At 67.6% G+C, this 19628-nt stretch carries 24 protein-coding genes; 11 read left to right on the forward strand and 13 right to left on the reverse strand.

The genetic code is table 11. From position 1 onward, the window contains the following. Positions 1 to 152 precede the first annotated feature (152 nt). Positions 153 to 908 carry a class I SAM-dependent methyltransferase gene (locus tag AB0F51_RS21950; protein ID WP_360282684.1) on the forward strand — a complete coding sequence of 252 codons (756 nt, stop codon included), beginning with the start codon at positions 153 to 155 and terminating at the stop codon, positions 906 to 908. A gap of 89 nt (positions 909 to 997) precedes the next feature. Here the strand turns inward: AB0F51_RS21950 and AB0F51_RS21955 are convergent, their stop codons facing one another. Then, on the reverse strand, positions 998 to 2113 hold the full coding sequence (locus tag AB0F51_RS21955) for an ArsO family NAD(P)H-dependent flavin-containing monooxygenase (RefSeq protein ID WP_360282686.1): 1116 nt from the start codon (positions 2111 to 2113) through the stop codon (positions 998 to 1000). Next, the gene (locus AB0F51_RS21960; protein WP_360282688.1) at positions 2062 to 2427 is read right to left on the reverse strand and encodes a metalloregulator ArsR/SmtB family transcription factor; all 366 of its coding nucleotides are present in this window, start codon (positions 2425 to 2427) and stop codon (positions 2062 to 2064) included. The genes AB0F51_RS21955 and AB0F51_RS21960 overlap by 52 nt, the downstream gene beginning before the upstream one ends. Positions 2428 to 2536: 109 nt before the next feature. On the opposite strand from AB0F51_RS21960, the gene AB0F51_RS21965 reads away from it, so the two are divergent. Together AB0F51_RS21965 and AB0F51_RS21970 are read left to right on the forward strand one after the other, a co-directional pair. Then, on the forward strand, positions 2537 to 2686 hold the full coding sequence (locus AB0F51_RS21965) for a hypothetical protein (RefSeq protein ID WP_360282690.1): 150 nt from the start codon (positions 2537 to 2539) through the stop codon (positions 2684 to 2686). Positions 2687 to 2934: 248 nt separating this feature from the next. Further along, positions 2935 to 4176: a M28 family peptidase gene (locus tag AB0F51_RS21970; RefSeq protein WP_360282692.1), complete on the forward strand. Its 1242-nt coding sequence runs from the start codon at positions 2935 to 2937 to the stop codon at positions 4174 to 4176. 91 nt (positions 4177 to 4267) lie between these two features. Here AB0F51_RS21970 and AB0F51_RS21975 read toward each other — a convergent pair whose 3' ends face one another. Further along, positions 4268 to 5314, reverse strand: coding sequence for an NAD(P)/FAD-dependent oxidoreductase (locus AB0F51_RS21975; RefSeq protein ID WP_360282694.1), 1047 nt, complete (start codon positions 5312 to 5314; stop codon positions 4268 to 4270). 80 nt (positions 5315 to 5394) lie between these two features. Between AB0F51_RS21975 and AB0F51_RS21980 the strand changes: the two genes are divergently transcribed. Continuing rightward, positions 5395 to 5736, forward strand: a complete 342-nt coding sequence (locus tag AB0F51_RS21980; protein WP_360282696.1) for a metalloregulator ArsR/SmtB family transcription factor — start codon at positions 5395 to 5397, stop codon at positions 5734 to 5736. On the opposite strand, the gene AB0F51_RS21985 is transcribed toward AB0F51_RS21980, so the two are convergent. Beyond that, a complete protein-coding gene (locus tag AB0F51_RS21985; protein WP_360282698.1) occupies positions 5719 to 7050 on the reverse strand; it encodes an MFS transporter in 1332 nt (443 codons plus the stop codon). The two genes, AB0F51_RS21980 and AB0F51_RS21985, sit on opposite strands and share 18 nt — an antisense overlap. A gap of 172 nt (positions 7051 to 7222) precedes the next feature. Here AB0F51_RS21985 and AB0F51_RS21990 point away from each other — a divergent pair, with 172 nt between their 5' ends. After that, on the forward strand, positions 7223 to 7732 hold the full coding sequence (locus AB0F51_RS21990; RefSeq protein WP_360282700.1) for a CGNR zinc finger domain-containing protein: 510 nt from the start codon (positions 7223 to 7225) through the stop codon (positions 7730 to 7732). Here AB0F51_RS21990 and AB0F51_RS21995 read toward each other — a convergent pair whose 3' ends face one another. Both AB0F51_RS21995 and AB0F51_RS22000 read right to left on the reverse strand, forming a co-directional pair. Further along, positions 7733 to 8371, reverse strand: coding sequence for a response regulator transcription factor (locus AB0F51_RS21995; protein WP_360282701.1), 639 nt, complete (start codon positions 8369 to 8371; stop codon positions 7733 to 7735). It abuts the gene before it with no gap. Next, positions 8368 to 9528, reverse strand: a complete 1161-nt coding sequence (locus AB0F51_RS22000; protein WP_360282703.1) for a histidine kinase — start codon at positions 9526 to 9528, stop codon at positions 8368 to 8370. The genes AB0F51_RS21995 and AB0F51_RS22000 overlap by 4 nt, the downstream gene beginning before the upstream one ends. 179 nt (positions 9529 to 9707) lie before the next feature. On the opposite strand from AB0F51_RS22000, the gene AB0F51_RS22005 reads away from it, so the two are divergent. Beyond that, entirely contained in the window at positions 9708 to 10295 is a 588-nt protein-coding gene (locus AB0F51_RS22005) for a hypothetical protein (RefSeq protein ID WP_360282705.1), read from the forward strand. Between the two features lie 39 nt (positions 10296 to 10334). Further along, positions 10335 to 10766, forward strand: coding sequence for a Fur family transcriptional regulator (locus AB0F51_RS22010; protein WP_360282707.1), 432 nt, complete (start codon positions 10335 to 10337; stop codon positions 10764 to 10766). Here the strand turns inward: AB0F51_RS22010 and AB0F51_RS22015 are convergent. Together AB0F51_RS22015 and AB0F51_RS22020 are read right to left on the reverse strand one after the other, a co-directional pair. Further along, complete coding sequence (locus tag AB0F51_RS22015; RefSeq protein ID WP_360282709.1) at positions 10742 to 11965, reverse strand: heavy-metal-associated domain-containing protein; 1224 nt, start codon at positions 11963 to 11965, stop codon at positions 10742 to 10744. The two genes, AB0F51_RS22010 and AB0F51_RS22015, sit on opposite strands and share 25 nt — an antisense overlap. A 118-nt stretch (positions 11966 to 12083) precedes the next feature. Next, entirely contained in the window at positions 12084 to 12434 is a 351-nt protein-coding gene (locus tag AB0F51_RS22020) for a metalloregulator ArsR/SmtB family transcription factor (RefSeq protein ID WP_360282711.1), read from the reverse strand. A 30-nt stretch (positions 12435 to 12464) separates the two neighbouring features. On the opposite strand from AB0F51_RS22020, the gene AB0F51_RS22025 reads away from it, so the two are divergent. Continuing rightward, on the forward strand, positions 12465 to 13499 hold the full coding sequence (locus AB0F51_RS22025) for a cation diffusion facilitator family transporter (protein ID WP_360282713.1): 1035 nt from the start codon (positions 12465 to 12467) through the stop codon (positions 13497 to 13499). On the opposite strand, the gene AB0F51_RS22030 is transcribed toward AB0F51_RS22025, so the two are convergent. Further along, positions 13496 to 13918 (reverse strand): VOC family protein, encoded by a 423-nt coding sequence (locus tag AB0F51_RS22030; protein ID WP_360282715.1) that lies wholly within the window; start codon positions 13916 to 13918, stop codon positions 13496 to 13498. The genes AB0F51_RS22025 and AB0F51_RS22030 overlap by 4 nt on opposite strands. Positions 13919 to 14012: 94 nt before the next feature. Here AB0F51_RS22030 and AB0F51_RS22035 point away from each other — a divergent pair, with 94 nt between their 5' ends. After that, positions 14013 to 14600: a TetR/AcrR family transcriptional regulator gene (locus AB0F51_RS22035; protein WP_360282717.1), complete on the forward strand. Its 588-nt coding sequence runs from the start codon at positions 14013 to 14015 to the stop codon at positions 14598 to 14600. Between the two features lie 3 nt (positions 14601 to 14603). Here AB0F51_RS22035 and AB0F51_RS22040 read toward each other — a convergent pair whose 3' ends face one another. Next, on the reverse strand, positions 14604 to 15407 hold the full coding sequence (locus AB0F51_RS22040; protein WP_360282719.1) for a helix-turn-helix transcriptional regulator: 804 nt from the start codon (positions 15405 to 15407) through the stop codon (positions 14604 to 14606). Between the two features lie 88 nt (positions 15408 to 15495). Here AB0F51_RS22040 and AB0F51_RS22045 point away from each other — a divergent pair, with 88 nt between their 5' ends. Continuing rightward, positions 15496 to 16242 (forward strand): SDR family oxidoreductase, encoded by a 747-nt coding sequence (locus tag AB0F51_RS22045; RefSeq protein ID WP_360282721.1) that lies wholly within the window; start codon positions 15496 to 15498, stop codon positions 16240 to 16242. Here the strand turns inward: AB0F51_RS22045 and AB0F51_RS22050 are convergent. Further along, positions 16239 to 17135 carry a LysR family transcriptional regulator gene (locus AB0F51_RS22050; RefSeq protein ID WP_360282723.1) on the reverse strand — a complete coding sequence of 299 codons (897 nt, stop codon included), beginning with the start codon at positions 17133 to 17135 and terminating at the stop codon, positions 16239 to 16241. The two genes, AB0F51_RS22045 and AB0F51_RS22050, sit on opposite strands and share 4 nt — an antisense overlap. Positions 17136 to 17211: 76 nt before the next feature. Here AB0F51_RS22050 and AB0F51_RS22055 point away from each other — a divergent pair, with 76 nt between their 5' ends. Continuing rightward, positions 17212 to 18126, forward strand: coding sequence for a DMT family transporter (locus AB0F51_RS22055; RefSeq protein ID WP_360282725.1), 915 nt, complete (start codon positions 17212 to 17214; stop codon positions 18124 to 18126). Here the strand turns inward: AB0F51_RS22055 and AB0F51_RS22060 are convergent. Both AB0F51_RS22060 and AB0F51_RS22065 read right to left on the reverse strand, forming a co-directional pair. Beyond that, a complete protein-coding gene (locus tag AB0F51_RS22060) occupies positions 18098 to 19207 on the reverse strand; it encodes a hypothetical protein (RefSeq protein WP_360282727.1) in 1110 nt (369 codons plus the stop codon). The genes AB0F51_RS22055 and AB0F51_RS22060 overlap by 29 nt on opposite strands. Further along, positions 19204 to 19605: a GntR family transcriptional regulator gene (locus AB0F51_RS22065; RefSeq protein WP_360282729.1), complete on the reverse strand. Its 402-nt coding sequence runs from the start codon at positions 19603 to 19605 to the stop codon at positions 19204 to 19206. The genes AB0F51_RS22060 and AB0F51_RS22065 overlap by 4 nt, the downstream gene beginning before the upstream one ends. Positions 19606 to 19628 lie beyond the last annotated feature (23 nt).

Here is a 19628-nt window from a genome sequence, read left to right on the forward strand (position 1 = left end):
AGAGCCGAAGGGTAAGCCCCGGTGTGTTTAATGCAGGTTTCCGCGATGAGGAGTGGGGCGGGTTGGCCTTGCAAAACCATTGGTGGGTCGGCTTGCTCCGCTGATGTACTGATGTGCGACCGTGAGTCTGCCCCGTGTCGGAGGTAGTAGTTGTGACGAGCTATAACGCGCTGGCCGAGGTGTACGAGTGGCTCATCTCGGATGCGAAGCTGGCCCCGGCCGAGTTCGCTGCGTCGTTCGACGACGTCCTCAGTCTCCTGCCGCCGAACGCTCACGTCCTCGATTGTTCGTGCGGAACCGGACAGTTGGCGGTCGGCCTCGCCGGTCGTGGCATGCAGGTGGTCGCAACTGACGCCAGCGAAGAGATGGTTCGTCGGACTGCAGAGTTGGCTGAGGAATTCGCGGCACCTGTCCGGACAGTGCGGGCGGACTGGCAAGAGTTGCCCGACCATTTCGATGACGACACCTTCGACATGGTGTTCTGCGTTGGCAACTCGCTGCACCATGCCGAGGGCGCGAGAGGCAGGGTTGCTGCTCTGGAGTCGATGTCACGGGTTCTGCGCCGTGGCGGGCGCTTGGTACTCACCTCCCGCACCTGGGAACTCGTGAGAGCCAGAGGTTCCCGGCTCGACATCAGTGACCGTCTTGTACGCCGGAACGGTCGCGATGCCGTCGTGGTCTACCGCTGGGAGATTGCGCCGCATTGGGAGGAGGAGCACCACATCGAGATCGCGATCGCGCAAGTTGATCCGGCTGGGTCGGTTCTTGTCCGCTCGGAACTGCTGTCGTGCTGGCCCTACCGATACGACCAACTCGTAGCCGAGTTGCACCACGTCGGACTCCGGACGGAAAGGAGCACGTACAACCCCGAGGCCGAGAACTACATGGTGGTGGCGAGCAAGGCATAGACACCGGGCTCACAGTCCCTGACCGGACCGCACGGTTGCCCGCAGGAGACTTGCGCCCCTCTGATCTGCTCAGTTGACCGTGGTTCGGCTTACTTGATTGTGGTGGGCAAGGTGCGGAGGGTTTGGCCTATGCCTATGAGGGTTGCTGAGGCGGGGCCGGTCCAGTCGCCGTAGCCGATCAGGTGGAGTCGGGGTTCCTTGCGGGCTTGGGTTCCTTCGGTGGGGATGAGGCCGTGGGGTCCGCGGAGGTCAAGTGGTGCTAGGTGTTGTAGGGCGGGTCTGAAGCCGGTGCACCAGATGATGGTGTCCAGGTCTACCTGGCTTCCGTCGTACAGGCGGGCGCCATGCTTGGTGAGTTGGTGCAGTGGGCCGCGGGAGTGGAGGACGTTGCGGTCGCGGGCCTTGCGGACGGTGTCGACCATGACGATGTCGCCAAGGCCGCCGACGCCGCCCGTGTCGGTTTGGCCGGCATCGCGGGCGCGGCGGCGGGCGGTGGCGATCTCGAAGAGGGCGCGGCCGTCGACCTCGTCGGGGAGGAAGCGCGGCGGTCGCGGGGTCACCCAGGTCGTCTCGGCGACCTCGGACACCTCGGCGAGAATCTGGGCGGCCGAGTTGCCGCCGCCCACGATCATCACCCGTTGACCTGCGAAGTCGGACGCCCGCCGGTACTGCGCGGTGTGGAGTTGTCGCCCGGCGAAGTGCCCCGGGTACTTCGGGATGAACGGCCTGGACCACGTGCCGGTGGCGGAGATGACGTTGTCGGCTAGCCAGTCACCGTGATCCGTGGAGACCGCGAGGCGGCCGCGATCGCCGTACCGGACCGAGGTGACCCGCACAGGACGGCGTACTGCGAGTTCGTACCGATTCTCGTACTGCGTGAGGTAGTCGACGACGTGGGCCGCGAGGGGATACCCGTCGTCGGCGGTCCAGGGCGGCATCATCCAGCCCGGCAACGAGGAGTGCTGGGTCGGCGAGAAGGTCCGGAGAGTCGGCCACATCTTCGCCCAAGCGCCACCGGGCCGGTCCGAGGCGTCCAGGATGACGAAGTCCTGGCCAGGGGTGAGGCCGGCACGGCGCAGGTAGAAACCGGTCGCCAGTGCTGCTTGGCCGCCACCGACAATTACCGTGCCGACCTCGCGAGGCGCCTGCGCGTTCAGTTGCCTGCTCCGGCGCCGGCAGGCACTGACAGCAAGGTGGAGAGCCACGCCATGCGCTCGGGGAGTGGCCAGTAGTACACCCATGTGCCGCGGCGTTCGCAGTCGACCAGGCCGGCATCGCGTAGTACGCGCAGGTGGTGGGAGATCGTCGGACCACTGACGTCGAACAGCGGAGTGAGGTCGCAGACACAGATCTCGTCCCCGGCCGAGGCGATGATCGACATCAGTCGCAGCCGGACAGGGTCGGCCAGCGCCTTGAAAACCGCCGCGCCCTCGCTCGCCGCCACCGGATCCAGCGCCGCGTCAGAGATCGGCCTACAGCAGCCACCGCTTGATCCGAAGGCGATCTCCTGTTTCGACATGTGTCTATCTTGACTCTTGTCGAAACAGAAGGCAAGCTGGGTATCGCTAATTCGATGAATGTCAATATAGTTCCCGGTGCCGACTCCGGCCCGGGTGGAAGGAGGAGTGATGTTGAAGCTCATCGAGCGTCTGTCGAGGAGTCGTGCGTCGGTCGAACTCTGCGAGGCCTGCGGCCAGGTGTGCACTGCGCAGTGCCGTTCGCAAGCGCTGCGCGACCGGATTCGCACGCAATCGCTGCACGTCCCGATCGTTCACTGAACTGTGGCACCAAGGGAGAAGATCATGGCAAGCGAAAGTACGGCTGGCGGGTTCGCTGGGAGCCCATCCGAGGCATTCACGCCGCCGGCAGCTGGCAACTGTTGCGGCAGTACGGCGGTCGGTACGGCGTCCACCTCGGCTGAAGCCGGTGGCTGCTGCGGCACCGATGCAGTGGTGGCCGCTGGCGGTTGCTGCGGTTCTACGGCTGCGACTGAGCCTGCAGCGGCTGCTGTAGGCGGGTGCTGCGGATGACTACCGCGTCGCCGGGATCGCCAGCTGCTCTGGACGCCGCTGCGGCTCCTCTGTTCGGCAGCGGCGGTCCTGGTGACGCCTCCGCGGAGCGCATGCTCGCTACCGTGCATGCGCTGGCGGCGGACCGGTTCACCGGCCGCCGGGTCGGCACACCTGGCGGTCGGGCCGCGGCTGAGTGGCTGGCCGGCCGGCTCGCTGAGCTTGGTGCGGTGGTCGAGGTCGACGAGTTCGCGGTCAGCGGCGTCCGCGAACTGCAGGCAACGCCGGTCCTGAGCTACCGCGATACGCTGCTGGTCCATCGCCGGGACTTCGCCGAGCAACTCACCTCGACCGAGCTGCCCACTCCGGTGACCGGTCAGTTGGCCACCGCGGAGGCGCGGTCGTGGCGAGCACGATGGCTGCTCGTACCGGCCGCCGACCAGGAGACGGTGTCCCGGGCAGAGGCCGAAGACGCGATCGGCCTGCTGGTGCCTCGCGGTGTCGACGACGAAGGATGGATGCCGAAGATGATCGCCGGTCCGCCGACCGGACTCGTCCCGATTCTGTCGGTGCGCACCGACCTGCATGCCGAGCTGAGCAACGGACTCGGTGAGATCGCGGGATCTGTCCCGATGCGCACGATCCGCACAACCGGTCGCAACGTGTACGGCGTCTTCTCGGCCCCCTCGCCAGGCGGCTTGTCCGTCTTGCTCACGGCTCACTACGACGGCGTGGGTGACGACCCGGAAGTCCGATTGCCGGCGGCGGCCGACAACGCGTCAGGGGTAGCGGTGGTCCTGGAGGCGGCCCGGCTGCTGGCCGGGAGTCTGCCAAGCGGTACAGGCCTGGCGGTGGCCTTGCTCGACGGCGAGGAAGCCGGTGCGCGTGGTTCTGCGCATCACGCCCCACAAGTTGCCGCTGGCACCTATGTCGTCAACGTCGACGGTGCCGCGCAGCTTGGTGAAGCGGCTGCTGTCGAGGCTGGTGGCCCCGCCGAGCCGTTACTGGCCGCTCTCGATCAGGCCGGTCGGCAAACCGGAGTACCGCTGCGTGCGGGCGCGATGGCGTCCGACAACCGTCGCTACGCCGCTGCCGGCCTGCCATCGATCGGCATCGGTATGGGCATGCCGGGCTATCAAACACCAGCCGAGACCCCTGATCGAGTCGAGCCCCGAACCCTGCTCGCCGCCGCCGCTCTCGTCGTGGCGACGGTAGAGCATCTGACCAAATCACCTGTAAAACTTGGAGAAACCCGGTGATCGTCCCTCGTAGGCCCTCCCGGTCGCCGTGATCGGCGCCGGGCCGGTCGGATCTGAGGAGTGATGGCCACCGTCGGGTGATCGTGATGACTCAGCCTCGGGCTTTCAGTGCTTTGACGACATAGGTGGCGTCACGATGTACGCCGCGCAAGGTGTTTGATGAGAAGGATCGCTGGAACTCGACGCCGAGATAGGCCAGGCCGCGGTGGGTTAGTGAGATGCCGCGTTTGTGGAGCGGCAGGCCTGTGGGGTCGAGGGATCCTAGGGGTTCCAGGTAGGGCAGGTGGGGGCGGTAGCCGGTGGCGAACAGCACGACGTCGACAGGCTCTCGGGCGCCGCTTTCCCAGACGACGCCCTCACTGTCGAAGGTTGTGAACATCGGGCGTTGAGTGATTTCGCCCGACTCCAGAGCCGCGCGGTAGTTGCCGGTGTCGAAGACCGGGGTGCCTTTGATCAGGCGGGAGAGCACTGAAGGTGGCAGTAGGTCCAGCCGTAGCGTGTGCAGCCAATAGTGCATGTCGCGCCCGCCACGGATCTGCGGTACGAACTGCACCGGTCTTCGCGCTGCCAAGGTGACATGTGCGAATTCGGCCAGTTCGTACGCGACTTGCACCGCGGAGTTGCCCGCTCCGACCACGACAACCCGCTTCCCGGCGTACGGTTTCGGATCCCTGTACTCCGCTACGTGCAGGACCTCGCCGTCGAACCGCTCCTGGCCGCGAATCGTCGGTACATAAGGTGTGGCGAACGAACCTGTCGCGGCGATGACCGCGGCTGCGTTGATCGTTTCTCCACCGTCAGCGCGCACGATGAAACCCGGGTCGGCTTGCTCGACTGCTGCCACTCGGGTGCCCAGACGGATCTCGGTGTCCAGCGTCGCGGCATAGCTTTCGAGGTAGGCCACCACCTCGTCGCGGGTTGGATACCGATCCGGGTCGCCGGGGAACGGCGTACCGGGGAAGCTGCTGTAGCGGGCTGGGGAGAAGAGGGTCAGCGAGTCGTAGTACGACGGCCAGGAACCGGCCGGTCGGTCGCCGGCTTCGAGCACCAGGGCCCGGAGACCGGCCGACTCGGCGGCTTTCGCAGCAGCTAGGCCGGATTGGCCGGCACCGATGATCACCACAGGAGAGGAAGTCATGACGGCAACATATCGTCATATTGCGATATGACGAAATAACGATATGAGCTAGGCTGGCCTTCGGCGAAGGGAGTCGCGGGATGGCAGCGGGTAAGAGTCGGTCGAGCGATCCGGCGCCGTCTCCGACCAGTGGTCGTACCGAGCTGTCCGCCTCCACGCATGACTTCCTCAAGGCTCTCGCCAGCCCGACCCGGCAACGCATCATGCTGCTGTTCTCGCGTGGCGCCGAGCTGTCGGTCAACGAGGTCGCCGAGCAGGCCGGCATCGGCCAGTCCACCGCCTCCCAGCAACTCGACCTGCTCCGCCGCGGCCGCATCGTCACCTCCCGCCGCGAAGGCAAAACGGTCCTGTACCAAGCCGACCGCGACGGCAGTGCCGCCGCCCTCGCCGACCTCCAGACCTACCTACAAAACTGTTGCTGAAGGCACCTTCTGCGCTGATCGCGAGCGCAGAAGGATGATGGTCGCGGTGGCGGCGATGAGGATGGCTGAGGTGGCTACCAGTTCGGCCAGTTGATAGCCCTGGGTGAGGGTAGAGCTTGTGTCGGCGTGGTTGCGCACGGCCAGGACGATGCTGCCGAGGCTCGCGATGCCGAGTGCGCCTCCCAGGTTGGCGCTGGTCTCCAAGAGGGCCGACGTCGCTCCGGCTCGTTCTGGAGGTGCTGTCGAGACTGTGAGGTCTGTGGCCAGGACGTAGACCCCGGCCAGGCCGATGGAGAAGACAACGAAGCCGGCGACCACTATCCACAGTCCGCCCCATGCCACCAGCGCCAGCAGGCCGTAGCCTGTCGCACTGATGAGCAGGCTGCCAGACAGGCCGCGGGAAGTGCCTAGTCGTCTGGTGATGCTTGGCGCCAGGAGCGATCCTGTCAGGTAGGCGACCGTTCCAGGGAGGGACGCTAGGCCTGCCTGTAGTGCGGACAGGCCGAGGGTGACCTGCAGGTACTGCGCGGTGATGAACTGTGTGCCGTACAGGACGAAGAAACTCAACGCCAAGACGGCGAGCGGCACGCTGAAGGAGATCGTACGGAACAGCGCGGGCTCGATGGCCGGCTGATCAATGTGCCGCTGACGCAGGAGGAAGCACCCTGCCAGTACGGCGCCCGCTGCTGCCGCGCCGAAGTGCATCGGCTGCGGGCCGCTGGCGGCCAGCTTCTTCATTCCGTACACGAAGCTCAGAACGGCACCGAACGAGAGCGCCGAGCTGAGAACGTCGATGCGCGGTGCGTTCCGGCCGCGGAATTCCGGAAGCACGAGCGGTCCGAGTGTCAGCAGCACCAGCATGATTGGTACGGCGACCAGAAACACCGAACCCCACCAGTAGCGAGCCAGCAGCAGACCTCCGATCAGCGGGCCGGCCAATCCGCCGAGTGCGAAGCTTGCCGTCCAGACTGCGAGGGCGAAACGCCGCTGCGCTGCATCCGCGAACATCGTGCGGATCAGCGAGAGCGTGGACGGCATCAGCGTTGCACCGGCCAGTCCGAGGAGTACGCGGGCCGCGATGAGCTGGCCGGGACCTGTTGCGAAAGCGGCGAGAACCGAGCCTGCCGCGAAGACACTCGCACCTGCCAGGAGCAGCCGGCGGCGCCCGATCCGGTCGCCGACCATGCCCATCGTCATCAGGAGTCCAGCGAGCACGAACGAGTAGCTGTCGGCGATCCACAGCTGTTGCGGACCGCTCGGATGAAGCGCGGTGCTGATCTTCGGGATCGCGAGGTTCAGCACGGTCGCATCCATCGAAACCACTGCACACGGCAAAGCCAAGACCGCCAGCCCGATCCATTCCCGCACGCCTGCCCGCATCAGGTCACCATCACTCTCGTAACGTCATCAACCCATCCATGACGTTACGGTACGCCGCGGCTGTTCCGCAACGCCATGTCTGGGTTCATGGCGTTACACTGGCAGGATGTTCATCGACCGATTGGAAATCCCGACGGTGGTGGCGGTCGTCAACGGCTGGGGGACGGTCCCACGGGCAACCGGCCAGCGGGAAGGTTTTCCGGAGTCGACTGAAGCGCTGCTGCCAGGCTGGGCCGGCGCGGATTCGCAGACTCTGGAGCGGACCGCTGACGCGATCTTCCCGGTGTTCGCGAACGGCGACCCGGCCGAACGGGTCCGCACGCTCTCCGGTGTTCTCGAACGGACCGGCGTACGACCCACGATCGGGCTCGCTGACGGAGGCCTCGCGGCGACTTGGTGGGTCGAGGACCCGAGCCTCGCGGTGCTGGCAGCCGCCGGGCTCACCCTGCGCCAACAGCTCGCCGACCACGACTCTGCCCGGGTCGGCCTGTGCTCGGCGGACAACTGTGCCGACGTCTACATCGACATCTCGCCGCGGGCTCACCGCCGCTTCTGTTCCGTCACCTGCCAGAACCGGAACCGGATCGCGGCCTACCGCCGCCGCCACGCGACTTGATCAGCTGACCAATCCGGAGCGATAGGCGAGCACGACTGCTTGGACGCGGTCCCGGACGCCCAACTTCATCAGTACGCGGGCGACGTGAGTCTTGACGGTGGCGTCGCCGACCACCAGGCGCTCGGCGATCTCCGTGTTCGAGAGTCCCTCGGCGAGCAGTGCGAGTACTTCGGTCTCGCGGGGTGTCAGGTCAGCTGGGAGTTTCGGTCGAGGGGGTGGCTGGTCGGTGAACCGCGCGATGAGCCGGCGGGTCACGCTTGGCGCCAGCAGGGCGTCTCCGTCGGCGACGACGCGGATGGCGTGCACCAGTTGGCTTGCTGGGGCGTCCTTGAGCAGGAAGCCGCTGGCGCCGGCGGCCAGGGCCGCGTAGACGTGTTCGTCGAGGTCAAAGGTGGTCAGTACGACGACTTTCGCCCCGGGATGTCCGGCACAGATGCGCCGGGTCGCCTCGAGGCCGTCCATCCGCGGCATCCGGACGTCCATCAGTACGACGTCCGGGTGGAGCTCATCGAGGCGAGCGAGCGCGGCCTCGCCGTCGGCGGCGTCGCCGGCCACGGTGATGCCGGGCTCGGCGTCGAGGATCATCCGCAGTCCGGTGCGGACGAGTTCTTCGTCGTCGACGAGCAGAACGCGGATCATCGCTGCCGCCCGTCGGCCGGGATCCGCGCGTGGACAGCGAAGCCGCCTTCGGGTCGGGGAGCGGCGCGGAACGTCCCGCCGTACAGGGAAACTCGCTCCTGCATCCCGATCAACCCCCGACCTCCACTGTCCGCCCCGTCGCCGCTGTCACCGTCCGCAGGGCCGGTGTCCTGTACTTCGATGTCGAGGCAGTCCGGCTCGTAGCGGAGCCGCACTTCGACCGGAGCCCCCGCGGCGTGCTTCAAGACGTTGGTCATCGCCTCCTGCACAACGCGATAGCCGGTCAACTCCACGCCTGCGGGCAGGGCGCGGACCACTCCCTCGATCTTCAGGTCGACAGTGAGGCCTGCCCCTCGTACGCCGGTTATCAGGTCGGGTAGCTGCTCGAGCGTCGGTTGCGGAGTCGTGTCCGCGTCACCGGGCTCCGGGCTGAGTAGTCCGAGCAGCCGCCGCAGCTCGGCCAGCCCGGTACGGCCCGCGGTCTCGATCGAAGACAGTGCGGCGCGCGCCTGTTCGGGTGCGGCATCGATCGCCCGCTGGGCGCCCTGGGCCTGGATCACGATGACACCCATGCTGTGGGCAACGAGATCGTGCAGCTCGCGGGCGATCCGGGCCCGCTCGTCGGCCACGGCACGCGCGGCCTGCTCCTCCTTGTCCCGCTCGGCCGCCTCCGCCCGCGCGTTGAGCGCGGCGGATTCCACCGCCCGGCGGCGCATCCAGCGACCGAACGCCCAAACCGCAAGGAGGATGAACCAGGCCGGCACCACCTGGTCCCAAGGCTCCCCGTCCCTCAGGCGCGGACCGTCGATGAACACCGCCATCAGGACAACGGCTCCCGGCCCCACCAGGGTCGCAGGCCGGGGGGCATGGGCGCCCACGGAGTACAGCGCAAGGAGTACTGCGAAGAACGGTTGCCCGAGGCCACCACCCAGCTGGAGCTGAATCCACGCGGCGGCGATCACGATCCCGAAGACGGCGACCGCGAACCTCCTCCGGACCATCAGGGGCAGCGTGAACCCCACCACCAGAAGGCTGTGCACACCCCGGCCGCCTTCCAAGGCGGTCACCGGGGAGGTCCACACCTGGCCGAGCGCGGACAGCGCCAGGACAAGCACGACCACGAGGTCGGCGAGTACTGGCAAACGCGCGCGGGGCATGTCTCGACGGTAGCGACTTCGCTGCCGACGTACATCCATAGTGAGGTGGAGTCGCGCGGCCGTCCCGTCCGCCACACGGGTGACCACGAAAACCGCAGCGCGGCCGACGACCGGTGGTGCTCGCCTTTCCTAGCTTCGAAGGACCGGCGACGGACGCCGGAAGGGGAAGGAGCTTCCTGATGTTGACGACTGTTGGTTCCACCGGCCGAGCAGCGGCCGCAGCTGGTGTCTTGATGGTGGCGGGCACCCAAGGTGAGTGGCTGCTGAACGCTCAGCGCGACGACGGAACCGTCACCAAGATGCCGGCGTTCGTGCTGCTGCTGACCATGAGCACGCTCGGGTTCGCGCTGCTGACTGTTGCCGTGAGCGGCCTGCGCCGAGAATCAGCGCGCAGTACGAAGCCGGCCCGCGCCGGAGCTTTCCTGTCGATGGCCGGAGCCGGGCTCCTGACGGCGTTCTGCCTAGTCGTCCTGATCACTGGCGTCGTCCTCGGAGGACCGCTGGAACTGTCGTTCCTGCTCTTCGCGCTGGGCATGCTGTTGCTGTCGATCGGCCAGGTCAGTTGGGGACTGGCACTGCGTCGACACTCGCGGGCACCAGGTGGGTGGCAGTTGCTGGCACTTGCCGGGATCGCGGCGTTCGCAGCAATCGCGATCCCGGTCGATCCGTGGCACGACGTCGCTTTGGTGGTCATGTGCGCGACGTGGTCCGCGATCGGCGTACTAGTACTCCGCACCCCTGCGCCGGCAAGTAGTCGCGTCGTCTGATGTCAGTTGTTGGAAATGATTTCCATGTACAGTTGGGGTATGGAGGAGTTGTCGGCCGCGAGTATCGGGTTGCGCCGGACGCGGCAGCGGGCTGCGATCCTCGATACTCTGTCCGGCTGCCGGGATCTTGTCTCGGTTGGCGAGTTGCATGAGTTGCTGGAGTCGGCCGGCACCTCCGTCGGTCTGACGACGGTGTACCGCGCCCTGCGGGAGCTGGAGCGAGCGGGTCGCGTGGACGTCATACGAGATGAAGTGGGCAAGCGGTTCTACCGGCGGCGTCCGGCGGCGGGGCACTGTCACTACCTCGTCTGCCGGAGCTGCGGCTTCAGTCGCACGGTGAACGCCGACGTCGTCGAGCACTGGGCCGCGCGTTTGGCCGACGAGTCGGGATTCGCCGAGGTCGCGCACACCGTCGAGCTCGTCGGCATCTGCCCGAACTGCCAGCGTCAGGTGACCGGTACGACGGTGTAGCCGCGCTCGCGAATCGCCTCGAAACTGCGTTCCCGGATCTCGGCGGACGGGAACGCGGCGATCACCCGCTTGGTGACGAGGTCGAACTCGGGCGGATCGACGCCAAGCTCTCCGAGCGCTCGCGTGATGGTCTTCGTGCAGTGGTCGCACGTCATGTCCGGTACTTCGAACACCTCGCCGATCACACCGGACGCGGCCTTGGCAGCGGCCGCGGTCGGTATCACCTCGATGACGTCGACGAGCTGCGTGAAGGTCTCGACGAAGGCATGCGCCACTTGGTCGAGAACGCTCCATCGGTGCCCGTTGCTCGCTTGGGTCGCCTGCGCGGGACAGCGCGGCCGATCGCCGGCCGCCAGATGTGCGTACTGCGCGGCGCTGGATGGGGTGGTGCCGTGGCCGTCGTCCAGGAGCGTCCCGAGTTCCACGTTCGCCGACCGGGCTCGGTCGGCGAGTTCCCTGGCGGCCTCGAGTTGGGCGTCCTTCAAGGCGCGAAGGGTGATCGTGGTGTCGACCGAGTAGCGCACCTGACCGGCGTACGTGACCAAGGAGGCCGGGATGATGCCGCGCCGATAGGTGGTTGCCTGCAGGCTCCAGTACCAGGTGCTGGCGACCGTCTTGAAGATGCCGCCGTCGAGGAGCGCGCGAGCGAACTCGGCCGGCGTAGTACAGGAGGTTTGTCTGGCCAGAAAAGCGTGCTGGACAAGGGCTTTCGCTGCTGCGTCGATGCCGGTGCGGAAGATGTCGAGCGGCACCCCGTCGGTCGTCGTCGCGGCGAGGACGGCCCGCTCCTCGCGGCTCAGCTCGGCCGCTCGACGGGCGAGTGTTTGGTTGCCGGCCAGCATCTTCCACAGCATCAGCGTCGCTTCGCGTGCGACCACCGGAACGGCCGCGCCGAGCGGTCCGGTGTGGCCGACGTTGACGATGCCGTCGCTGTCGCGCCAGGTGATGCGTGAGCCGGCGGAGGTGACCAGGTAGGTCGGGCAGGGCTGGAGGTAGCGCAGTACGTAGGACAGTTGTCCGGCGGTGAGGTGACTTCCGCGCGCCGGGCGCAGTACCTCTTCGCGGTACTCGATCGTGCGGGGAGGCTGCTCGTCCCACGCGGCCGGCCGGAACAGCTCGCCCGCCGCCAACTCGAAGAGGATCCGGGCCGCCGCGGCACGGTCGTAGTGAGCATGCGGAGGCGGAGGATCAGTGAGCATCGACGCCCTCCCGATGGCCGTTTTCGTCACCTTGAGTGTCGAACAGCCGCACCAACCGCCGCTCGATCACCCGGCGTGTCCACCACCGTTCCGGGCGGTCGGGGCGGCGTACGTCCTGTCAGTTGTGGGGTGGCTCTCCGGTCACCGTGTGGTCGGCGTGGAAGAGCGCCTCGGAGATCACCCGGCGCAGGTGGACGCCGCGGATCGAGTACAGCGATCGACGGCCGTCCTTGCGAACGTCCACCGCCCCGGACAGACGGAGCCGGGCAAGGTGCTGCGACGTCGCGGGCTGCGGCACGCCGAGCATCTCCGCCAACGTGCTGACATCGAGTTCCGCACCGTCGGCCAGCGCCCAGAGCAGGCGCAGACGCGTCGGATCGGCGAGCAGGCGGAACGTGTCGACGGCGACCGTCACCTGGCTGTCGGACGGCGATCCGAGGTCCTCGTCGGACTTCACGATCGCATCCATGCATACATGCGCATATGACATAGTAACGTGATGAGCGGCCAAGGACTTGGACATGGACACGGGCACGGGCATGGGCATGAGGGCCGGGGGCTGCGCTCGGCCATCGGTTCGGTGTTTCGCCCGCACAGCCATGACGCGGCCGACTCGGTCGACTCCGAACTGGAGGCCAGTACCGAGGGTGTGCGGGCGCTGAAAATCAGTCTGGTCGTGCTCGGTCTGACGGCGGTCGCGCAGTTGGTCGTTGTCCTCTTCACCGGTTCGACGGCCCTGCTGGCCGACACCATCCACAACTTCTCCGATGCGCTGACCGCGGTACCGCTGTGGATCGCGTTCGTTGTCGGCCGGCGCGCGGCCACCCGCCGCTACCCCTACGGGTTCGGGCGCGCCGAGGATCTCGCCGGCGTGTTCATCGTGCTGATGATCGCCCTGTCGGCCGTGGTCGCGGGCTATGAGTCGATCCGGCGCCTGGTCGAACCGCAGCCGATCCAGAACCCGTACGTCGTCCTCGCGGCCGGCCTGATCGGCTTCGCGGGGAACGAGGTGGTTGCCGTCTACCGGATCCGGGTCGGCCGGAAGATCGGGTCGGCCGCGTTGGTCGCGGACGGGCTGCACGCGCGCACCGACGGGTTCACGTCGCTCGCCGTGGTGCTGGCAGCGCTCGGCGTACTGGCCGGCTTCCCGCTCGCCGATCCGATCGTCGGGCTCCTCATCACCGGCGCGATCCTCGTCGTCCTCAAGGGAGCGGCTGTGTCGATCTACCGGCGCCTGATGGATGCCGTGGAGCCGGAGTTGCTGGATTCCGCGGAGGCGGCCTTGCGAGCGGTGCGCGGGGTGCGCGAGGTCGCCGTCGTCCGGCTGCGCTGGACGGGCCATCGATTGCGGGCCGAAGCCAGTATCAGTGCCGATCCCGGTCTCGATCTCGTCGCCGGCCACCTGATCGCCGTCGAGGCCGAGCACGCGTTGCTGCATGCTGTGCCTCGCCTGCTCGATGCGACGGTGCACGTGAGCCCGGTCGGTGAGATCGGCGCCGAGCACCACCAAACGCTCGAGCACCATCGTGTCTAGGCGCCGGTGAAGTTGGCGGCGAAGTCGGTGGAGGGCTCGATTTCGGTGATTACGTCGATCAGGACGCCGGCCGGATCGGTCACGATGAAGTGTCGCTGGCCGAAGTCCTCGCTGCGCAATGTCAAGGCCGGCTCCAGGCCGGCGACCTCGACGAGGTCGTGGTGGACGGCGTCGACGTCGTCGACCTCGAAGTTCAGCAGCAAACCGCTGACGGTACGCCGTCCGGCCGCCGGGATGGTCGAGTGGGACGCGTCGAGCACGGCCAGTTCGTAGCCGGGGTCACCGTCCAGCCGAAGGCTGACGTACCACCCCGAGTCGAACGTCACCGTGAAGCCGAAGTGCTGCACGTAGAAGTCGCGCGTCACCGCGACCAGCTCGGCCTCGGTGCAGATCACGGGGTAAAAGCTGGACACCTTCATGGCTCTCCTCATCGAACGAGATACATACCGTCGGTATGTGTTCTGCAAAGCTAGATCCGTACCATCGGTATGTCAATCGCGGTAGAGTGGCCCCATGCCGGCCAGGACCAAGGCGCAACAGCGCGAGGAGACGACCGCGACGCTGGTCGCCGCGGCTCGTGAACTCTTTGCAGACAAGGGATATGGCCAGGTGAGCCTGGCCGAGATCGTCGACGCGGCCGGTGTCACCAAAGGCGCGCTCTACCACTACTTCGATGGCAAGGACGCGCTGTTCCAGGCGGTGCTGGAGCAGGTCCACGCCGAGGTCGCCGAGCGGATCGAGCAGGCAACTGAGGGGCTGGACAGTTGGCAGCAACTGGTTGTCGGCTGCCGGACCTTCCTGACCGCGAGCGCCGAGCCGCACAGGCAGCAGATCATGCTGATCGATGCGCCGGCGGTGCTTGGCTGGGGGACCTGGCGTCGGCTCGACGCGTCCACCTCGATGCAGCAGCTGATCGACGTGCTGAACCGGCTGGTCGACGAAGGTGAGATTGCTCGTCAGCCGGTCGTCCCCCTCGCGCATCTGTTGTCGGGGGCAATGAACGAGGCCGCGCTCTGGCTGGCCGGCTCCGACCATCCGCGCCGCGACCTGAAACAGACCCTCACGGCCCTGACCGGGCTGCTCGAGTCGCTCCGCACCTAACCGTCAGCGAGCGGCGGCGAGCAGGGCCATTCTGGTGGGCTCGTCGGCCGGGGTGTACGTCATCACGTACTGGCCGTCGTCAGCCGGAAGCACCAGCGACTCCAGGGAGAAACTGAGTCGCCCGGCCGTCGGGTGGTTGAGGACCTTCGCGCACGGAGTCCGGGTCGCGACGTCGTGGGCGTTCCAGTACGCGGCGAACTCGGGGCTGGCGGCGCTGAGTTCCGCGACCAGCGCGGCCAGTTCGGGGTCGGAGGCGTAGCCGGCTGCGGTGTGCCGGAGTTGGGCCACCGCGTCCCGGGCGACCTGCTCCCAGTTGCCGTGCAGGGCGCGCATCGCCGGGTCGAGGAAGTGCATGCGGGTGAGGTTGCGCTGCTCGACGGAGAGCTCGGCGAAGTCGGCGAGGATCAGGGCGGCGCCGTCGTTCCAGGCCAGGACGTTGGTCAGCCGGTCGACCACGATCGCCGGTACGTCGCGCAGCGCGTGGATCATCGCGGCGAGCTGGGGCCGTACCTCGGCTGGTGGCGGGCTGGGCCGCTGGCCCGGTGCCGCGAGCGAGAACAGGTGGTCGCGCTCGGCCGTGGTCAGCCGGAGAGCGTCCGCTACCGCGCCGAGAACCGTCTCGGAGGGGTTGCCGGCGCGACCCTGCTCGAGCCGGATGTAGTAGTCGACGCTGACGTTGGCCAGCATCGCCACTTCCTCGCGGCGCAGCCCTGGCACCCGCCGGGCCGCGCCGTTGGGCAGGCCGGCCTCCTCCGGGCTCACCCGGGCGCGCCGGCTCTGCAGATACTCACCGAGCTCACGTCTCACCGTTCCAGTATCCAGGCTGGGTGGTACTGCCAGACCTAGGGTCGGAGCGGATCTGTTCCGGCCCCGGCGTCCGCCCGAGGGTGGAGCCATGACTGAATCTCGAATCGCAGTTGTCACCGGCGCCGCCAGCGGAATCGGCGCCGCCATCGCTACCCGCCTCGCCGCCGACGGTGCCGCGGTTGCCCTGCTCGCCCGCCGGGCCCACCGGCTGGAGAAGCTCGCCGCCCAGATCGTCGAAGCAGGTGGACGAGCCCTCGCCGTACCGACGGACATCACCGACCCGGCAGCGGTCGAGCGAGCAGCGGCCACAGTCCAGCAGCAGCTTGGTGACGTGGATCTGCTGGTGAACAGCGCCGGGCTGATGAAACTCCAGCCGTTCGGCGAGGTGCCGGTGACTGAATGGCAGCAAATGGTGGATGTGAACCTCAAAGGTCTGCTGGAGGTGACCCACGCCTTCCTGCCCGCGTTGAAGCGGTCCGCCGCCGAGCGGACGACCGACCTCGTCAACATCTCCTCCCTCGCGGCCGACCGGTACATGGCAGGGATGACCACGTACGGCGCCACGAAGGCGGCCGTCACATACTGGTCGCGGAGCATCCGGGCCGAGCTCGCACCCGACGGGATCCGGGTGACGAATGTCGAACCGGGGATGACTGGTGGGACCGAGCTGGCCGACGACTTCCCGGCAGACCTGCGGGCGATGGTCGACGAAATGCGGGCCAGCCTGTCGGCTGTCCAGCCGGAGGAGCTTGCCGACGTGGTCGCGTACATCGCGAGCCGTCCCCGGCACGTCAACCTCTCGCAGATCGTCGTCCAGCCGTCGAAGGAGGTCTAGGGCGCGGCTTCATGGAGGGCGGCGGCGACAACCTCGACCGCAGGGGTGCGGGCGGCGCGGGTGAGGAGGAAGACCTCGCGGTCGATGGTGCCCTCGGCAAGCGTCCGTACGGCGACGCCCGGTACGCCGTACCCGAGAACGAGGTCGGGGAGGAGCGCGCAGGCGCCGGCGGCCCGGACCATCTCGACTAGGATCAGGAAGTCGTCCGAGGCGTAGCGCAGGTCGGGTTCGAAGCCGCCGAGGGCGCGGCAGGCGCGGATCTGCATGTCGCGATGGCCGGTACCGGGCTGGCAAGCGGCCCATCGCGCGTCGGCGAGCTGCGCCATTCGCACTTGCCGGTGGCCCGCGAGCGGATGCGTTTCGGGCAGGACCAGACGCACCTGTTCCCGCACCAGGGACTCGCGGGCCAGGTCTGCGTGGACCGGCCGCGGCTGGTCGGAGTACTCGTCACCGACCACCGCGTCGAGCTGACGCAGTCGCAGGGCCGGTATCGCTGCCTCGACCTCCGCCTCGGTGACTTCGATCCGGATGTCGGGATGGCTTCCGGCCAGCGTCGCGACCGCGGGCGCGACGATGCGCAGGAAGGCCGACTGAAAAGCCGACACCCGTACGACGCCGGTCGGCCGGCCGGCCGCGATCGCGGCGACCTCTGCTTCAGCGGCCTCCATCCCGTCGAGCAGGACGGCCGCGTGGCGAACCAGCGCCCGGCCGGCATCGGTGAGTCGCACGTTCCGGCCGGTGCGCTCGAGCAGCTTTGCGCCTGCCTCGCGTTCGAGCACGGCAAGCTGCTGCGAGATGGCGCTCGGCGAGTAGCCGAGCGACCGGGCGGCACTGTGAACCGTTCCGCGAGCACTCAGTTCGCGGAGGATCCGGAGGCGGTGAAGGTCGAGCATCGTTCACTAATTCTACTCAGTTCTGTCCGTGAATATGAGATAGACGTGAACAGTTGCCGATGGCAGCATCGTCGAGGTGGGTCCTCTTCTCTGCCTTCTGTCCGCCGCCTGCTTCGGTGCCATGGCGATCTTCGGCAAACTCGCGTACGGCGAGGGGGTGGGTCTCGGAGACCTCCTGCTCCTTCGTTTTGTGTTCGCCGCCGCGGCGCTGCTGGCCATCGCCGGCGCCACCGGGGCCTTCCGCGGGCTGTCGCGCCGATCGGTGGCAGCCGGTCTGGCGATGGGCGGGATCGGCTACGCCACCCAGGCCGGTCTCTTCTTCGGCGCGCTGGAACGGATGGACGCCTCGCTGCTCGCGTTGATCCTCTACGTCTACCCGGCTCTGGTGATGCTCGGCGCGATCGCGCTGGGCCGCGAGAAGGCGTCGACTCGCCGGATCGTCGCGCTGCTGAGTGCCTCCAGTGGCACGGCTCTGGTCCTCGGCGGCGCGGCCTCGGGCGGGCTCGACCCGCTGGGCGCTGTGATGGGCCTTGGCTCCGCAGTTGCCTACAGCATCTACATCCTCGCCGGTGATCGAGTCGGCGGGACCACCCCGCCGATCGCCTTGTCCGCACTCGTCTGCTCCGGCGCCGCGATCACCTTCGCCCTGGCATCCGCAGTACAGGGCGGCCCGCAGCTCGATTTCGAACCCAGCGGTTGGCTCTGGCTGATCGCGATCGCCCTGGTCAGCACGGTCGCCGCCATCCTGACCTTCTTCGCCGGCATGGCCCGCGTCGGCCCGTCGGCAGCCTCGATCCTCTCCACCTTCGAGCCCGTCGTCACCGTCACCTTGGCAGCCGCGGCTTTCAGCGAATCCCTCAACACAATCCAGCTCCTCGGCGGCTTCCTGGTCCTCAGTGCCGTCCTGGTCATGCAATGGCCCAACCGCTCGCCCTCGGAGCAACCGAGCCGACGCGAAGAGGTCAGGAGCCCTTCTGGGGGAGGTCGATGACGCCGGTGCCGGCTAGGACGGCGACGGCGGTCAGGGCGAGGAGGACCAGCCAGCTGATGGGGTTGCCGAGGTTGAGGGTCAGGTAGGTGCCTACCCGGCGGTGGACGAGGATGGCTGGATCGTTGCGGTTGATGTAGACCATGCCGGCGACGTACCAGTGGTGGTCGTCGTCGTACTGGACGCGGGTGCTCTGCTCCGGCTCGGTGTCCGGCAGGCGGCTGCCGACCTCACCGGTGCGGACCATGAAGAGCACCCAGGCGATCAGGCCGACCAGCAGGGGCAGATAGCTGACGGCCGTCACAAGCGCGGTGGGTTTGAGGAGTTCCCAGACCTGCAGGGACGCCACCAGCAGGCTGGTGGTGGCGCAGGCGGCCGAGATCAGCAGGACTTGGAGCAGACCCTTCAGATAGACCCGGTACTTCGCGGCTGACGCGCGCGGCTGCTCCGCATCCAGGTCGGGGCGGACTCGGGGGAGGGCCGCGACGAGCAGGGCGATCAGCAAGAGGATTAGCACCTGCGCGGTGACAGTCGAGAACGCGAAGCTCACGGTGGTGGGTGTCCGCGTACCTGCGTCGACGGTCAGACCGTTGGGGGTGGGCAGGGTCGACGGCAGTTCGCCGTACCGCAGTACGCCGATGGCGGCCGTCAGCGCGCTGATCAGCACAGTCGGTGCCAGCAGCAACCAAGGCGGACGGACGGGATCGGTGCGCAAGGACGTGTCGGTGGTAGTTCCTTGCCGAAGGCCCGCATACCAATCGCCCGCACGTTTCGCCGCGGCGACCGAGCGGTGTGCGTGATAGCCGAGCAGGCAAAGGGCAAGCGCGACGACGGTCACCACCAGTTCGATGGGCAGCCGACGGTGGAAGAACAGTTCCGCCACGACGAGGATCGCGCCCGACACGACGCCGACCACCAGAACGCCGCGGCCGTACCACCGGCGTACTCGCAAGATCGCCGGATCAGCGACGCGCGCTCCCGGCACCCGTACGCCGAACGGCAGCGTCGCCCGGCCCAGCACGGGCACGGACCAGAAAGAGGCAGCCACCAGAGCCACCAACGCGAGATCGAGATACAGCGTCATGACCGGCCTCCTGTCTTCGCGTCGAACGACGCCATCACCGTGCTGCACCGATCGGCCACCTCGTCGCGGGTCAGGCCGTGGACGACGGCCTCCGCGAGCAGGGTCCGCAGCCGTTCCTGCCACTCGTCGGCGAACCCGGCCTCCGGCGGGCCTGAGGTCGGATCGCGCCGGACGACCGCCCCGCTCTTGCGGTTGACCTGGATGACGCCCTGCGTCCGCAGCAGGTCGTACGCCTTGTTCACGGTGTGGAAGTTGATGCCCAGGTCGGCGCCCAGTTGCCGGGTCGACGGCAACGCGCTGCCCTCGGCGAGCTCCCCGTCAGCGATCGCTTCCACGACGCGGTCGCGGATCTGCTGGTAGATCGGCACCTCGCTGAAGAGGTCAAGGGTCAGGATCACCCGATCAGGATAGCTGTTATAGT

It is taken from the genome of Kribbella sp. NPDC023855 (assembly GCF_040639475.1).
Classification (GTDB): Bacteria; Actinomycetota; Actinomycetes; order Propionibacteriales; family Kribbellaceae; genus Kribbella.

Coding starts and splice junctions, on each gene's coding strand:
- AB0F51_RS21960 (WP_360282688.1), bottom strand. CDS start 2,427: ATGTCGAAACAGGAGATCGCCTTCGGATCAAGCGGTGGCTGCTGTAGG.
- AB0F51_RS21965 (WP_360282690.1), top strand. CDS start 2,537: ATGTTGAAGCTCATCGAGCGTCTGTCGAGGAGTCGTGCGTCGGTCGAA.
- AB0F51_RS21970 (WP_360282692.1), top strand. CDS start 2,935: ATGACTACCGCGTCGCCGGGATCGCCAGCTGCTCTGGACGCCGCTGCG.
- AB0F51_RS21975 (WP_360282694.1), bottom strand. CDS start 5,314: ATGACTTCCTCTCCTGTGGTGATCATCGGTGCCGGCCAATCCGGCCTA.
- AB0F51_RS21980 (WP_360282696.1), top strand. CDS start 5,395: ATGGCAGCGGGTAAGAGTCGGTCGAGCGATCCGGCGCCGTCTCCGACC.
- AB0F51_RS21985 (WP_360282698.1), bottom strand. CDS start 7,050: ATGGATGCGACCGTGCTGAACCTCGCGATCCCGAAGATCAGCACCGCG.
- AB0F51_RS21990 (WP_360282700.1), top strand. CDS start 7,223: ATGTTCATCGACCGATTGGAAATCCCGACGGTGGTGGCGGTCGTCAAC.
- AB0F51_RS21995 (WP_360282701.1), bottom strand. CDS start 8,371: ATGATCCGCGTTCTGCTCGTCGACGACGAAGAACTCGTCCGCACCGGA.
- AB0F51_RS22000 (WP_360282703.1), bottom strand. CDS start 9,528: ATGCCCCGCGCGCGTTTGCCAGTACTCGCCGACCTCGTGGTCGTGCTT.
- AB0F51_RS22005 (WP_360282705.1), top strand. CDS start 9,708: ATGTTGACGACTGTTGGTTCCACCGGCCGAGCAGCGGCCGCAGCTGGT.
- AB0F51_RS22010 (WP_360282707.1), top strand. CDS start 10,335: ATGGAGGAGTTGTCGGCCGCGAGTATCGGGTTGCGCCGGACGCGGCAG.
- AB0F51_RS22015 (WP_360282709.1), bottom strand. CDS start 11,965: ATGCTCACTGATCCTCCGCCTCCGCATGCTCACTACGACCGTGCCGCG.
- AB0F51_RS22020 (WP_360282711.1), bottom strand. CDS start 12,434: ATGGATGCGATCGTGAAGTCCGACGAGGACCTCGGATCGCCGTCCGAC.
- AB0F51_RS22025 (WP_360282713.1), top strand. CDS start 12,465: ATGAGCGGCCAAGGACTTGGACATGGACACGGGCACGGGCATGGGCAT.
- AB0F51_RS22030 (WP_360282715.1), bottom strand. CDS start 13,918: ATGAAGGTGTCCAGCTTTTACCCCGTGATCTGCACCGAGGCCGAGCTG.
- AB0F51_RS22035 (WP_360282717.1), top strand. CDS start 14,013: ATGCCGGCCAGGACCAAGGCGCAACAGCGCGAGGAGACGACCGCGACG.
- AB0F51_RS22045 (WP_360282721.1), top strand. CDS start 15,496: ATGACTGAATCTCGAATCGCAGTTGTCACCGGCGCCGCCAGCGGAATC.
- AB0F51_RS22050 (WP_360282723.1), bottom strand. CDS start 17,135: ATGCTCGACCTTCACCGCCTCCGGATCCTCCGCGAACTGAGTGCTCGC.
- AB0F51_RS22060 (WP_360282727.1), bottom strand. CDS start 19,207: ATGACGCTGTATCTCGATCTCGCGTTGGTGGCTCTGGTGGCTGCCTCT.